We start from the raw sequence: 12,896 nt of genomic DNA, 5'->3' as shown, positions 1-12,896 counted from the left end.
GGTTGCATGATTTTCTCCTAAGTTGATTCTTCGAACCTTCACTTTAGGATTAATTTGCGTCTTTTGCCGACCCGCCTTCATTCATAGTATCTACGCAAACCGCGCGAGAACGTATTAAATCGCGCGGGCCAGTTGCGCGGCGATGCCGATGTAATTCGACGGTGTCATCGCCAGCAGCAGGTCTTTGGCTTCCTGCGGAATGGCCAGGCCGTTGACGAACTCTTGCAGCGCGTCCTTCGAGATGCCTTTGCCGCGCGTCAGTTCCTTCAACTGCTCGTACGGGTTGGCGATGCCGTAGCGGCGCATCACCGTTTGCACCGGCTCGGCCAGCACTTCCCAGGTCGCGTCGAGGTCTTGCTGCATGCGCGCGTGGTTCACTTCCAGCTTGTTCAGGCCGCGCAGGCAGCTGTCGTACGCCAGCAAGGTATAACCCAGGCCGACGCCGATGTTGCGCAGCACGGTCGAATCGGTCAGGTCGCGCTGCATGCGCGACACCGGCAGCTTCTCGGACAGGTGCTTGAGCACGGCGTTGGCCAGGCCCAGGTTGCCTTCGGAGTTTTCGAAGTCGATCGGGTTGACCTTGTGCGGCATGGTCGACGAGCCAATTTCGCCGGCCTTGGTTTTTTGCTTGAAGTAGCCCAGCGAGACGTAGCTCCAGATGTCGCGGTTCAAGTCGAGCAGGATGGTGTTGGCGCGGGCGAAGGCGTCGAACAGTTCGGCCATGTAGTCGTGCGGCTCGATCTGGATGGTGTACGGGTTGAAGCTCAGGCCGAGGCGCTGCTCGATCACTTGCTTCGAAAACGCCGGCCAGTCGAAGTCGGGGTAGGCCGACAGGTGGGCGTTGTAGTTGCCGACCGCGCCGTTCATCTTGCCCAGGATTTCCACCTCGGCGATGCGCTTGACGGCGCGTTGCAGGCGGGCGACGACGTTAGCCATTTCCTTGCCCAGCGTGGTCGGGCTGGCGGCTTGGCCGTGGGTGCGCGCCAGCAGCGCGACGTCGGCGTTGGCGTGCGCCAGTTCGGTCAGGCGCGCCACCAGGGCTTGCAGCGCCGGCAGCATGACGCCGTCGCGCGAGGCCTTCAACATCATGCCGTGCGAGGTGTTGTTGATGTCTTCCGAGGTGCAGGCGAAATGGATGAACTCGGAGGCCGCGACCAGTTCCGGCACGTCCTGGACCTGCTCCTTGAGCCAGTACTCGACCGCCTTGACGTCGTGGTTGGTGACCGCTTCGATGGCCTTGATGCGGGCCGCGTCGGCTTCGCTGAAGTCGGCCGCCATGTTGTCGAGCAGCGCGGTGGCTTCGGCCGAAAACGGCTTGATTTCGGCGAAACCGGCCTGCGACAGCGCCTGCAGCCACGAAATCTCCACTTTCACGCGGTGGTGCATGAAACCCGCTTCGGACAGGATGGGGCGCAGCTGGTCGGTCTTGCTGGCGTAACGGCCATCCAGCGGCGACAGGGCAGACAGCGTGGAGTAGGGAGTAGTAGAGGTCATGGGAGCGGACGCAAGTTAGGTAAAAGGTGGTCGTGTGGACGGCCGGGCCGGGCCCGATGCTGGCGGGGCGGGCGGCGCGGCGGGCCTGCAAAGCAGGATTTTACCATTGGAAAGGGGCGCAAACCCGCATCGGCTCAGGAAGAGACAGCCCCGCCCGTCTGCGTCCGTCTGCGTCCCTATCCCGCGCCGGGGCGCCGGTGCCGATGCTATACTCTTATTCAATCTCCTACTTTAAGCATCTATGAAACTGATCGGTTCCCTCGCCAGCCCTTATGTCCGCAAAGTCCGTATCGTGTTGGCGGAGAAAAAGCTCGACTGCGTGTTCGAGCTGGAAAACGTCTGGGTCCCGGAGACCAAGATCCAGCAGTCCAATCCGCTCGGCAAGGTGCCCTGCCTGATCATGGAAGACGGCAGCGCGATGATCGACTCGCGCGTCATCGTCGAATACCTCGACACGCTCACGCCGGTGTGCAAGCTGTTGCCGCCGCTCGGCAACAGCCGCTCGCGCGCCGACATCAAGTGCTGGGAGGCGCTGGCCGACGGCGTGCTCGACGCCGGCGTGCTGGCGCGCCTGGAGCGCACCCAGCGCCCGCCCGAGCTGCAAAGCGAGGCCTGGGTCGAGCGCCAGATGGGCAAGGTGCACCAGGGCCTGGCGGCGCTGTCGCTGCGCCTCGGCGAGGGCGTCTACTGCGCCGGCATCCACTACTCGCTGGCCGACGTCGCCGTCGGCTGCGCGCTGGGCTGGCTCAGCTTCCGTTTCCCGGAAATCGACTGGCGCGGCGCCCACCCGAATCTGGCCAAGCTGTACGACAAGCTGGCCGAACGCGCCTCCTTCAAGGACACCGTGCCGCAATAAGCGCGGCGCCGGCCTGTGCCTCAACACGACGTCGTGAAAACGCCGCGCCGCCCATCCGAGGCGGCGTTTTGCATCGGGAAGCACGCATGAACCAGACCCCCAACGACAAGGCGCGGCAGCGCCTGCAGATGGCCGACATCGCGCGCCTGGCCGGCGTGTCGACGTCGACCGTGTCGCGCGCGCTCAGCGGCAGCACGCTGGTCAACGACGAGACCCGCACCCGCATCCTCGAACTGGCGCGCTCGCTCAACTATTCAATCAACATCGGCGCGCAAAACCTGCGCATGAAGCAGAACCGCACCGTCGGCGTGGTGGTGCCGTACGACTCGCAGACCCGGCAGCACCTGTCCGACCCCTTCTTCCTGAGCATGCTGGGCAGCCTGGCCGACGCCCTCACCGAGCAGGGCTTCGACATGCTGCTGTCGCGGGTCGACGCCGAAACGCTGGACACGGCGGCGCAGCCGTTCGACAGCGGCCGGGTCATCGGCATCATCCTGATCGGCCAGTGGCGCCACCACGAGCAGCTCAACCAGCTGGCGGCGCGGCGGGTGCCGATCGTCGTCTGGGGCGCGCAACTGCCGCAGCAGTTGTACTGCACCATCGGCAGCGACAACGTCGCCGGCGGCCGCCTGGCGACCGACCACCTGGTGGCGCGCGGGCGCCGCCGCATCGCCTTTTTCGGCGACGCGCTGTTGCCCGAGGTGGCGCAGCGCCACCGCGGCTATTGCGAGGCGCTGGCGGCGGCCGGCGTCGAGGCCGACCCGCGGTTGCAGGTGCCGGCGTCGTTCCTGCCGCAGGGCGGCGGCGAGGCGGTGGCCGAGCTGCTGCGCCGCGGCGCGCCGTTCGACGCGGTGTTCGCCTGCAGCGACTTGCTGGCCATGGCGGCGATCAACGCGCTGCGCCAGCACGGCCTGCGCATTCCGGAGGACGTCGCCGTGGTCGGCTACGACGACATCGAATTGTCGAGCTACTTCCACCCGCCGCTGAGCACCGTGCGCCAGCCCATCCGCGCGGCCGGGCGGGCGCTGGTGACGGCGCTGCTGGCGCTGGTCGACGGCGCCGCCGGCGAATCGCGCCAGCTCGCCACCGAGCTGGTGGTGCGCGCCACCAGCGCCGCTTAAAGCGCGTCCAGGCGCGCCGGCAGGTCGCGCAGGAACGCCGCCTTGGCGCGCGGCCCGGCCGCGCCGGTTTGCCGCTGTGGGTCCTGCGCCAGCCGGGCGAAGACAATCGTGCGTCCGTCCTTTTTGGCCCAGCCGACAAACCAGCCGTATTGGTGCGCCTCGTCGTCCCTGCCGTCGGGCAGGACCGGCGACGCGGTGCCGGTTTTGCCGTGGACTTCCCAGCCATTTGCCAGGGTATCGGACTGCATGATGCGCAACGTCATGTCGTAGGCTTTCGCCGTCAGCGGCAGCTCGCGGTTCACCACGTTCCTCAGGAAAGCCACCTGTTCGACCGGCGATATTTTGAGGCTGGAACTGACCCATGACAGGGTCAGGCCGTTGTCCTTGCCGGCGTCGCCGGCGACATCGTGGTTGCCATAGTGGAAGTCCTTGACGTAGCGCTGGAAGCGCGCCGCGCCAAGTTGCAACGTGACTTGCTGGGCGTACCACAAGACCGAATTTTTGAGCCAGCTGGTCGGGTCGGTCGCGGCGCGCCATGACGGGTTCCAGTTGACATAGCCGGCGCGGTACGGCAACTTCGGCGCGTGCTCGTCGCGCAGGATGCCGCTGTCGTAGCCCATCAGGCTAACGGGGATATTGAACGTCGACGCCGGGGTGACGCGCTGCTCGCACTGGCCTTCGTGGACCAGCCGCTCGCCGCTGGCGGCGTCAACCAGTTCGGTGCAGCTGATCGTGCCCTGCGGCGTCGCGGGGGTGAACGGCCACAGCGCTTTGTCCAGCGCCGGGCCGGCGGCGGCGACCGGGTCGATACGCCACGCCAGCGCCGGCTGGAAGGCCAGGGTGGCGCCGACAATGCCGGCCAGGCCGGCCAGCGCCGCGCAGCGCCCCCACGGACGCCGCGACGCGGTGCCGGGCTGGCGGATCAAGGCGATTCGCTGCGCCAGGGTGCTGGCGCCGACGCCGCCGAAAGCCAGCGCCGCCGGCGTCGGGCCGCGCTGCATTCTGAGCTGCGCCACCAGCGCCGCCGCATACGCCTTGCGCTGCGCCTGCGGACGGCCGCGCAGCACGTCGCGGTCGCAACCGAGTTCCTGCGCCCACGACAGCTTGGCGCGTAGCAGCCGCATAAAGGGATTGAACCACAGCAGTGTCTGGAGCAAGACGCCGGCGCTCATCCAGTGCAGGTCGCGCCGCCGCAGATGCGTGAGTTCGTGCTCGACGATCATTTGCTGCTGTAGCACGTCGAAGCCGCGCAGGTGGCGCGGCAACAGCAAGCGGGGTCGGAAGAGGCCGAACAGCATCGGCGAAATCGGCGCGTCGACTTCGATGACGGCGGGCGGGCGCGCCAGCGTCGCGGCGAAGCCGTCATGCTGGTTCAGCGCGTCCACGCGGCATCCGGCGGCGCTCAAGCCGTTTAATATTCGCCGGGCGTGCAGCAGCCTGGCGCCCGCATAGCCAAGGCCGAGCAGATACACCAGCAGCCAGGCTTGGGCGCCATAGGCAAGCCAGGGGCGCTCGATGGACCCGGCGTCCGGCGCGCTGACAGCGGTGCTGGCGGCCGCCCGCGCCGCCGTGCCGTCTGCAGCGACAAGGCGCGCCGCCGTCTCGTCGGCCAGGTCGATCGGCGGTATCACCCGCAGTCGTTCACTGTGCGGCAGCAAGATCACCAGAAAGGTCGCCACCACCGTGATTTGGCTCAGCAGCCACATCGAGCGCTGCAGGGAGAATTCGGCCACGCAACGGCGGCAAAGCGCCGTCAGCGCCCACACGCCCAGTCCGGCGACCACGCAACCGCAACTGGCCAGCAGAAAGCGCAACAGCCACAGGTCGAACGCGCTCATGCCGGTTCGCCGCGCTCTTCCGGCCAGTCGAGCAGTAATTGCTCCAGCTGCGCCAGTTCGTCCTCGTCGACGAGCCGGCTGCCGGTGAACATCGTGGCCGACAAAGGCGTGTCGATCTCCATTACGCGCTTGCCGAAGTCGTGCGCAAACGCCGCCAGGGTGTCGACCTTTTCAAGCGCCGCTTCATACACTTGCACGCCATGTAGCGTGGATTGGCGCACCGATCGCTTGGCCAGCATGCGCTCGAGCGTTTTGCGGGTCGACGAGTACGACCAGCCAAGTTCGCCTTCAACCTGGTCGTGGATTTCGCGGGCGCTGAGCGGTTGCCGCTTCCACAGTGACTTCAGCACAGTCAGTTCAGATATCGAGGGTATGGCCATGTCGGGACGCTCCGTTTGCGACTATTGCCACCATTGTGCGACGTTTGTCGCTTTGCAGTCAAGACAGCGTCAACAAATCGCGAAAATATTACAGTTGACAGGTGTGCGACGGTTGTCGCAATATGGTGATACTTGTCGCAGTACGGCGGCATCAATCTTTGAAGGAATCATCCATATGCCCCCGAAAACCATGCGTCTTCTGACACTGCTGTCGTCCTGTCTTCTGGCGGCCGCCAGCCATGCCGCCGACAATATGGATCCATCCGAGATCCAGGATACGGTGGACTCCGTGATCAAGCCGCTGCTGAAAAAATCCGCTATTCCGGGCATGGCGGTGGCGTTGACCGTGAATGGCAAAAACTACTTCTACAACTACGGCGTGGCGTCCAAGGAAACCGGGCAAGCCGTTAGCAACGCCACCTTGTTCGAGATCGGCTCGGTGAGCAAAACCTTCACGGCAACACTGGCCGCTTACGCGCAGGTCCATGGTTTGTTTTCACTATCGGATAGTGTCAGCCAGCATTTGCCCTACTTGCGTGGCAGCAGCTTTGACAATATCAGCCTGCTTCATTTGGGCACGCATACGGCCGGCAACTTCCCGCTGCAAATCCCGGACGAGGTGAGCAATACCGAGCAATTAATGGAATACTACAAGAACTGGAAACCCGCGCACGCCGCGGGCACGAACCGGACTTACTCCAACCCGGGCATCGGCCTGCTTGGCATCGTCACGGCCAAGAGCATGGGCATGTCGTTTGCGGATGCGATGGAGAAAAGGCTGTTTCCTGAACTAGGAATGACGCACAGCTACGTCAACGTGCCGGCAGCGCAAATGCAGCATTACGCGCAGGGCTACAACAAGGAGGACGCGCCGGTCAGGGTGAACCCCGGCCTGCTGGCCCTCGAATCCTACGGCGTAAAAACCAGTGCGGCGGACTTGATCCGCTATATCGACGCCAACATGGGCCTCGTCAAATTGGATGGCAAGCTGCAGCGCGCGATCACCGACACCCACACCGGCTATTTCAAGTCGGCCGACATGACGCAAGATTTAATGTGGGAGCAATATCCCGGCACGGTGGATTTGTCGCGTTTGTTGGCGGGCAATTCCTACAAAATAATCTATGACACGACCAGTGTCAGCAAGCTCACGCCACCGTTGCCGCCGCAAACCGATGTGCTGATCAATAAAACCGGTTCAACGGCTGGCTTTGCCGCGTATGCGCTCTATCATCCGGCAAAAAAAATAGGCATCGTCATGCTGGCCAACAGGAATTACCCGATCGACCAGAGAGTGACCGCCGCGTATCAAATATTGACCCGGCTGGGCAGCGTGCCGCGGCCCCCCAAAGCGCTCAAAGAGGGCAATTTGGCGAGCGTAAATACCCAGTTTTGACATTCAAGGAAAACGCCCCGGAAAACCTTCAATACTGTCGCAAACCACCGCTTAACTCCGTTGATCGCGCGTTGTTCACAAGCCGATAGAACCTTATCATGGTGTCTTTGCGGCCTGGGCCAGACAAATGAAGCAAATCATTGAAATCAGGGGATATAAACTCAAGCCAGGCTCAGCGGATGCGTTCCACCAGGTGATGCAGCAGCGTTCCGTGCCGCTTCTGCTTGCGGCGGGCACCGACGTCGTCGCCGCGCGCTCCTCATTGCATTCACCTGACGACTATCTGCTGATCCGGGCCTATCGGGACGTGTTGCATCGGCGCCGGAGCCAGGAGCGCTTTTATGGCAGTCAAGCGTGGTTGCAAGGTCCTTGTGACGCGGTAATGGCATGCATCGACAGCTACACGACGGCCGTGATCGAGGCGGATCAAGCCCTCATTGATAGCCTGCGCGGCCTGTCAATTTCAGTATGAACAAGGAGTTCCTTGACGCGCGCGCCGGCCTCAACGTCGTTGGACAATCACAATAAAGGACAGCGCGATGCTGAAAATGAAACCTAGCTGCGAATGCTGTGACAAAGACCTTCCCGCGGAGCAATCCGGTGCCCGCATCTGTTCATTCGAGTGCACCTTCTGCGAGGCTTGCGCGACGACTTTCGCGGCCAAATGCCCGAACTGTGGCGGTGAGCTTGTCGCACGGCCTAGCCGATCGCTTGCCAAGCTCGTCAACAATCCAGCTTCCACGCACCGCGTGCACAATCCGGCTGGCTGTTCCAAGCTTTGAACTTACTGTGAAGGAGGCCAGACTCAATGACGCAACTTCTCTTTTCGTATGGAACGCTCCAGCAGCGTGACGTGCAATTGGCCACCTTTGGGCGCGAGCTTCAAGGTAGCGCCGACCAATTGCCGGGGTTTCATCGATCGATGGTGAAAATCGACGACCCGCAGGTTGTCAAGACAAGTGGCAAGAGCCACCATCCCATCGTTAAACAAACGGGCATAACGACACACCGCGTTGCCGGTACCGTTTTCGAGGTTACGGATGATGAACTCGCGCATGCAGACAAATATGAAGTATCAGACTACCAGCGCGTCTTAGCTCCACTGTCCTCCGGAAGAACGGCGTGGGTTTATGTAGACGCGCGCGCATAGTGAGGTCCGTACATCGCAGCGGACATTTATGCGACCGTATTGAACGACGCGACGACGTCGACAAGCTGCTGCCTGACCCAAATATGGGCAGGGTCGCGGTGGAAACGCTCGTGCCAGATCATGGCTGGCGACAGGGGCGCAAGCTGTAGCGGTAGATCCAGGATAGCGAGCGGGAGCTTTGTCGCAAGTAGGCGCGCCAAACGGCTTGGCAAGGTGAGAATCATGTCGCTGTCCGCCACCAACATCGCACCGGCAAGGAAGTGGGGAACGCGCAGTGCGACGTGGCGGGTGAGCCCCAGTGTCGAGAGAGCGACGTCGACCGCGCTTTCTCCCACGCCGGAAATGGTCACGGCAGTGTGGCGCAAGCTCACATAACGCTGCAGACTGAGTCCGTCCGCCACACCGGGGTGATCGGACCTCGCCACGCACACCAAGCTGTCGGCGTAAAGGCCGCGTCGATGGAAACTGCCGGGCAGTGCCTCGAAAATCCCCAGTGCCAGATCCGCGCCCCCCTGCTCGATAAGCCGCACGTTGTCCCCAGCAGGCTGCGCGATATGGAGACTGAGCGCAGGCGCATGGCGCTCGAAGCGGGCGATCAAACCAGCAAGGACCATCAGGCTCAGGTGATCGTGAGCGGCGATCGTGATGCGCCCCGTTGCAGAGGCGGGATCGAAGACGGCAGGCGAGACGATGCCCCGGGCGTCGTCCAGTAGCTTGGCCACTGGACCTGCCAGCGTTTCGCCGCGGGGTGTTAGTTCCAGACCGAGTTTGCCGCGGACCACCAGGCGATCACCCAGCATCGTGCGCAGTCGCCCCAGCGCGCGGCTGGCGGCCGGTTGGCTCAAGCCCAAGCGCAGGCCCGCCTGGGTAACGCTTCGCTCCCGAACGAGTGCTTCGAACAGCTTTAACAGATTGAGGTCGACCGTCGATAAATCCACTTGGTGCATGGTGACTATGACTTTCATGCCATTTATGTATGTCGAGTAATCATGCACCATCCTGTTTCATCTGAATAGGAGATTTTTATGACTGCTGCCTCCCCCCTTCCTTACGTTGTATTCGGCGTGACCGGCCGTACCGGCGCCGCTGCCGCCGATGCGCTTTTGCGCTCCGGCCATCCCGTGCGCGTCGTGGTACGCGACCCGGCCAAGGGCCGGCCGTGGGCCGAACGCGGCGCAGAGATTGCCGTGGCCGACCTGACAGACCTGGCCTCGATGACCAAGGCGCTCAGTCGGGTCCAGGGCGCCTATGTCGTCAGTCCGCAGCACTACGCCCGTGAAGACCTGTTCGAGAGGGCAGGCTTGATCGCCGATACCACGGCGCGCGCTGCGGTTGCGGCGCACGTGCCCAGGCTTGTGGCGCTTTCCTCGGTGGGCGCCGACCGTGAAAGCGGCACCGGATGGATCAGGATGAACCGCATGTTCGAACAGCGTTTGGGCGAAACCGGTGTTTCCACCACCTTCCTGCGCGCCGCCTATTTCATGGAGAACTGGATGCCGATGGTCGGACAGGCCCTGCGCAGCGGCACTCTGCCGACGTTTCTGGCGCCACCACAGCGTCCTCTCCCGATGGTGGCGACTGTCGATGTCGGTAGCACCGCAGCTGCTTTGCTGCAAGAAAAAACAACGGGGACCCGCATCGTCACTCTCTCGGGGCCCGCAGACTACGCCCCGGATGATGTCGCCGCCATTATTTCGGCCACGCTGCAGAAGCCTGTCGACGTGGCGGTCCTGCCGGAAGCAGAGTGGGCCAAAGCGCTGGCGGATGCCCATTTCTCAAGGGCCGCCCTGGCTGGGTTCGCCGAAATGACCCGTGGCCTCAATTGCTCCCATATCGGCATCAACAGCGATCCCACCGCGGTCGAATGGGCGGGAACGACTACGCTCGAACGAGTCATCGTCCAACTGGCACAGCGTCAGCGATAAAGGCCAGCAGTCCCCCCGCCATGCGGGAACGCAGCCGCGTTTCCGCACATCTCGCGCGTTACTTGGTTATTGCAACCGATTGCATAAATTCCAAATATTTCATTTATTTTTATGCTGCGGCGCAGCAAGGGGCACGACGCAAATACGGAGGAAGAATCGCACTCTACATAGCTAATCGCCGCGTGAATTCATGAAAAAACAACGGAAATTTCCAGCTCAAATCCTCCATTGCAATCGATTGCAATAATTTCTTATTCGATGAATAATGGCGCACCTGCCCAGCAAACGCAGCGACAAAACGGACGGTTCGGTTTTGCGCGCGTCGGCGAGGGCTCAATCGTCGCCGCCCCGTCGCGGCGACCGACAAACTGGAGGAGACTATGGATACACGTATCGCCAAACTCGGCTGCATGGCCGCAGCCGTCGCCGTCGCAGTGCTGCATATCGGCGCCGCCCACGCGCAAGAAGCCCAGGCCGCCGAGCCGGCCGCCGAAACCGCCGCCGAACCCGTTGCGAACACCGCGCAGGTCGCGCCGGCCGCCAAGCCCGCCGCCGAGGGCCTGAACCTGGAACGCGTGGTCGTCACCGGCACCGCCGGCGGCGCCTCGAAGATGAAGTCGAGCGTTTCGGTCAGCACCATGGAGCTGAGCACGATGCTGCAAACGGCGCCGAGCAGCGCCGCCGACGTGCTGCGCGCGGTGCCCGGCCTGCGCGCGGAGTCGTCGGGCGGCGAGGGCAACGCCAACATCACCGTGCGCGGCGTGCCGATTTCGGCCGGCGGCTCGCGCTACGTGCAAATCCAGGAGGACGGCTTGGCGGTGCTGCAGTCGGGCGACTTCAACTTCATCACGCCGGACAGCTACGTCAAAATCGACGGCACGCTGGACCACCTGGAAGTGGTGCGCGGCGGCTCCGCCTCGACGCTGGCGAGCAACTCGCCGGGCGGCATCATCAACTTCATCAGCAAGACCGGCAAGGAAAAGGGCGGCAGCATCGGCATCAGCCGCGGCCTTGGCTACGACCAGACCCGCTACGACTTCGACTACGGCGCGCCGATCTCCGAGCGCACCCGCTTCTTCATCGGCGGCTCCTACCGCAGCGGCGAGGGGGTGCGCAAGACCGGTCTCAACATGGAAGAGGGCGGCCAGATCCGCGGCAACATCACCCATGAACTGGACCAGGGCTTCATCCGCTTGTCGTTCAAGCACCTCGACGACAAGTCGCCGACGGCGCTGCCGGTGCCGGTCCAGGTCAGCAACCAGCGCATTTCGGAAATGCCCGGCATCGACCCGCGCACGGTGTCGTTCTACTCGCCGTACTGGGTGCGCGACGTCACGCTCGACAAGAACAACAAGCACGTGTCGAGCGACGTCAACGACGGCTTGCACGTGACCAGCAACTCGCTCGGCCTGGAGGCCTCGTTCAAGCTCGGCGGCGGCTGGACCCTGAGCGAGAACTTGCGCAAGTCGGACAACGGCGGCCGCTTCATCGGCGTCTTCGCCGCCAACAACGGCGCGCTCGGCAACTACACTATCGCCACCGGTCCGCGCAAGGGCCAGGCCTACAACGGCCGCGGCTTCTCGGCGGTGGTGTTCAACACCTCGATCGACGACGCCGGCAACACCCTCAGCGACACCAAGCTGGCCAAGAACTTCCAGTTCGACGGCGCCAAGCTGACCGCCACCGCCGGCCTGTACAACTCGCTGCAAAAGCTCGGCCTGACCTGGAGCTTCAACGAATACCTGATGCAGGCCAGCGGCGACAAGCCGGCGCTGCTGCACACGGCCAGCGCCACGCCGGGGCTGGTCGGGCCGGCCTTCAACGCCTGCTGCGCGCGCGCCGTCGACGTCGAATACAAGCTGCTCTCGCCCTACCTGAACCTGGGCCTCGAACGCGGCGACTTGAACGTCGACGCCAGCGTGCGGCAAGACCGCCAGCGCGCCAGCGGCAGCTACAACAGCGCCGCCGGCGGCGTCCGCTTCGATCCGGCGACGGTGCAAACGGTCGACTATAAAATCAAGCACACCTCGTACTCGGTGGGTGGCAATTACAAGCTGGACCGGAACCTGGCCGTGTTCGCCCGCGCCAGCGACGGCGTCGCCTTCAACGCCGACCGCATCCTGTTCGGCACGCCGCTCGACGGCAGCGCGCCGGTCAACATCAACACCGTCAAGCAGCTCGAAGGCGGCGTGAAATGGCGCAAGGGGCCGTTTAGCGCCTTCGCCACGCTGTTCCAGGCCAAGACTAAGGAGAGCAACTACGAGGCCACCACCCAGGTCAGCACCGCCAACAGCTACGACGCCAAGGGCGTCGAGCTGGAGTCGGCCTACAGCGCCGGCGACTTCCACGTCAACGGCGGCCTGACCTACACCAAGGCGCACATCACCGCGACCGCGCCGGGCGGCGAGGCGACCATCGGCCACACGCCGCGGCGCCAGGCCGCCGTGGTCTACCAGATCGCCCCGACCTACGAGCTGGGCGACGCCCGCTTCGGCGTCAGCGTCATCGGCACGGGAAAATCGTGGGCCGACGACCGGCACAGCATCGTCATGCCGGCCTACCGCGTGGTCAACGCCTTCGTTAACTACCAACTGACGCCGCAGGCCCAGCTGTCGCTGAGCGCCAACAACCTGTTCGACCGCATCGGCTACACCGAAGTCGAAGGAAACGGCAGCGCCGCCCGCGCCATCGGCGGGCGCGCCGTCAAAGCCAGCGTCAAGTACTCGTTCTAAACCC

At 63.7% G+C, this 12,896-nt stretch carries 12 protein-coding genes; 8 read left to right on the top strand and 4 right to left on the bottom strand.

The features are described from left to right. Positions 1-114 precede the first annotated feature (114 nt). The gene (gene purB / locus ACFDR9_RS17550) at positions 115-1,494 is read right to left on the bottom strand and encodes an adenylosuccinate lyase (RefSeq protein WP_409031816.1); all 1,380 of its coding nucleotides are present in this window, start codon (positions 1,492-1,494) and stop codon (positions 115-117) included. Positions 1,495-1,735: 241 nt separating this feature from the next. Here purB and ACFDR9_RS17545 point away from each other — a divergent pair, with 241 nt between their 5' ends. Beyond that, the gene (locus ACFDR9_RS17545; RefSeq protein ID WP_017879578.1) at positions 1,736-2,350 is read left to right on the top strand and encodes a glutathione S-transferase N-terminal domain-containing protein; all 615 of its coding nucleotides are present in this window, start codon (positions 1,736-1,738) and stop codon (positions 2,348-2,350) included. 86 nt (positions 2,351-2,436) lie between these two features. Next, positions 2,437-3,471, top strand: a complete 1,035-nt coding sequence (locus ACFDR9_RS17540) for a LacI family DNA-binding transcriptional regulator (protein WP_409031815.1) — start codon at positions 2,437-2,439, stop codon at positions 3,469-3,471. Here ACFDR9_RS17540 and blaOXA read toward each other — a convergent pair. Continuing rightward, on the bottom strand, positions 3,468-5,309 hold the full coding sequence (blaOXA, locus tag ACFDR9_RS17535; RefSeq protein WP_409031814.1) for a class D beta-lactamase: 1,842 nt from the start codon (positions 5,307-5,309) through the stop codon (positions 3,468-3,470). The two genes, ACFDR9_RS17540 and blaOXA, sit on opposite strands and share 4 nt — an antisense overlap. Continuing rightward, entirely contained in the window at positions 5,306-5,689 is a 384-nt protein-coding gene (locus ACFDR9_RS17530) for a BlaI/MecI/CopY family transcriptional regulator (RefSeq protein WP_026133569.1), read from the bottom strand. Before ACFDR9_RS17530 ends, blaOXA begins: the two co-directional genes overlap by 4 nt. A 175-nt stretch (positions 5,690-5,864) precedes the next feature. Here ACFDR9_RS17530 and ampC point away from each other — a divergent pair, with 175 nt between their 5' ends. The 4 genes from ampC (at position 5,865) to ACFDR9_RS17510 (ending at position 8,235) form a co-directional block, all read left to right on the top strand. Then, on the top strand, positions 5,865-7,085 hold the full coding sequence (gene ampC, locus ACFDR9_RS17525) for a class C beta-lactamase (RefSeq protein WP_327075983.1): 1,221 nt from the start codon (positions 5,865-5,867) through the stop codon (positions 7,083-7,085). A 127-nt stretch (positions 7,086-7,212) separates the two neighbouring features. After that, on the top strand, positions 7,213-7,557 hold the full coding sequence (locus tag ACFDR9_RS17520) for an NIPSNAP family protein (protein WP_409031813.1): 345 nt from the start codon (positions 7,213-7,215) through the stop codon (positions 7,555-7,557). 67 nt (positions 7,558-7,624) lie between these two features. Beyond that, complete coding sequence (locus ACFDR9_RS17515) at positions 7,625-7,867, top strand: DUF1272 domain-containing protein (RefSeq protein WP_081612051.1); 243 nt, start codon at positions 7,625-7,627, stop codon at positions 7,865-7,867. Between the two features lie 26 nt (positions 7,868-7,893). Then, positions 7,894-8,235 carry a gamma-glutamylcyclotransferase family protein gene (locus ACFDR9_RS17510; protein WP_017879572.1) on the top strand — a complete coding sequence of 114 codons (342 nt, stop codon included), beginning with the start codon at positions 7,894-7,896 and terminating at the stop codon, positions 8,233-8,235. A gap of 26 nt (positions 8,236-8,261) precedes the next feature. Here the strand turns inward: ACFDR9_RS17510 and ACFDR9_RS17505 are convergent, their stop codons facing one another. Further along, positions 8,262-9,200 (bottom strand): LysR family transcriptional regulator, encoded by a 939-nt coding sequence (locus tag ACFDR9_RS17505; RefSeq protein ID WP_409031812.1) that lies wholly within the window; start codon positions 9,198-9,200, stop codon positions 8,262-8,264. A 60-nt stretch (positions 9,201-9,260) separates the two neighbouring features. On the opposite strand from ACFDR9_RS17505, the gene ACFDR9_RS17500 reads away from it, so the two are divergent. Both ACFDR9_RS17500 and ACFDR9_RS17495 read left to right on the top strand, forming a co-directional pair. Continuing rightward, entirely contained in the window at positions 9,261-10,160 is a 900-nt protein-coding gene (locus tag ACFDR9_RS17500) for an NmrA family NAD(P)-binding protein (protein ID WP_409031811.1), read from the top strand. Positions 10,161-10,540: 380 nt separating this feature from the next. Then, positions 10,541-12,892, top strand: coding sequence for a TonB-dependent receptor domain-containing protein (locus ACFDR9_RS17495; protein WP_409031810.1), 2,352 nt, complete (start codon positions 10,541-10,543; stop codon positions 12,890-12,892). Positions 12,893-12,896 lie beyond the last annotated feature (4 nt).

The organism is Janthinobacterium sp. CG_23.3, from assembly GCF_046115965.1.
GTDB lineage: Bacteria > Pseudomonadota > Gammaproteobacteria > Burkholderiales > Burkholderiaceae_D > Janthinobacterium.
Note: the sequence above shows the minus strand (reverse complement) of the source record. Positions and strands in the feature narration are given on the sequence as shown.

Excerpts from the sequence above, each read along its gene's own strand:
- blaOXA (WP_409031814.1), bottom strand. The coding sequence starts at position 5,309 with ATGAGCGCGTTCGACCTGTGGCTGTTGCGCTTTCTGCTGGCCAGTTGC.
- ACFDR9_RS17510 (WP_017879572.1), top strand. The coding sequence starts at position 7,894 with ATGACGCAACTTCTCTTTTCGTATGGAACGCTCCAGCAGCGTGACGTG.
- ACFDR9_RS17505 (WP_409031812.1), bottom strand. The coding sequence starts at position 9,200 with ATGAAAGTCATAGTCACCATGCACCAAGTGGATTTATCGACGGTCGAC.
- ACFDR9_RS17515 (WP_081612051.1), top strand. The coding sequence starts at position 7,625 with ATGCTGAAAATGAAACCTAGCTGCGAATGCTGTGACAAAGACCTTCCC.
- purB (WP_409031816.1), bottom strand. The coding sequence starts at position 1,494 with ATGACCTCTACTACTCCCTACTCCACGCTGTCTGCCCTGTCGCCGCTG.
- ACFDR9_RS17545 (WP_017879578.1), top strand. The coding sequence starts at position 1,736 with ATGAAACTGATCGGTTCCCTCGCCAGCCCTTATGTCCGCAAAGTCCGT.
- ACFDR9_RS17530 (WP_026133569.1), bottom strand. The coding sequence starts at position 5,689 with ATGGCCATACCCTCGATATCTGAACTGACTGTGCTGAAGTCACTGTGG.
- ampC (WP_327075983.1), top strand. The coding sequence starts at position 5,865 with ATGCCCCCGAAAACCATGCGTCTTCTGACACTGCTGTCGTCCTGTCTT.
- ACFDR9_RS17500 (WP_409031811.1), top strand. The coding sequence starts at position 9,261 with ATGACTGCTGCCTCCCCCCTTCCTTACGTTGTATTCGGCGTGACCGGC.
- ACFDR9_RS17520 (WP_409031813.1), top strand. The coding sequence starts at position 7,213 with ATGAAGCAAATCATTGAAATCAGGGGATATAAACTCAAGCCAGGCTCA.
- ACFDR9_RS17540 (WP_409031815.1), top strand. The coding sequence starts at position 2,437 with ATGAACCAGACCCCCAACGACAAGGCGCGGCAGCGCCTGCAGATGGCC.
- ACFDR9_RS17495 (WP_409031810.1), top strand. The coding sequence starts at position 10,541 with ATGGATACACGTATCGCCAAACTCGGCTGCATGGCCGCAGCCGTCGCC.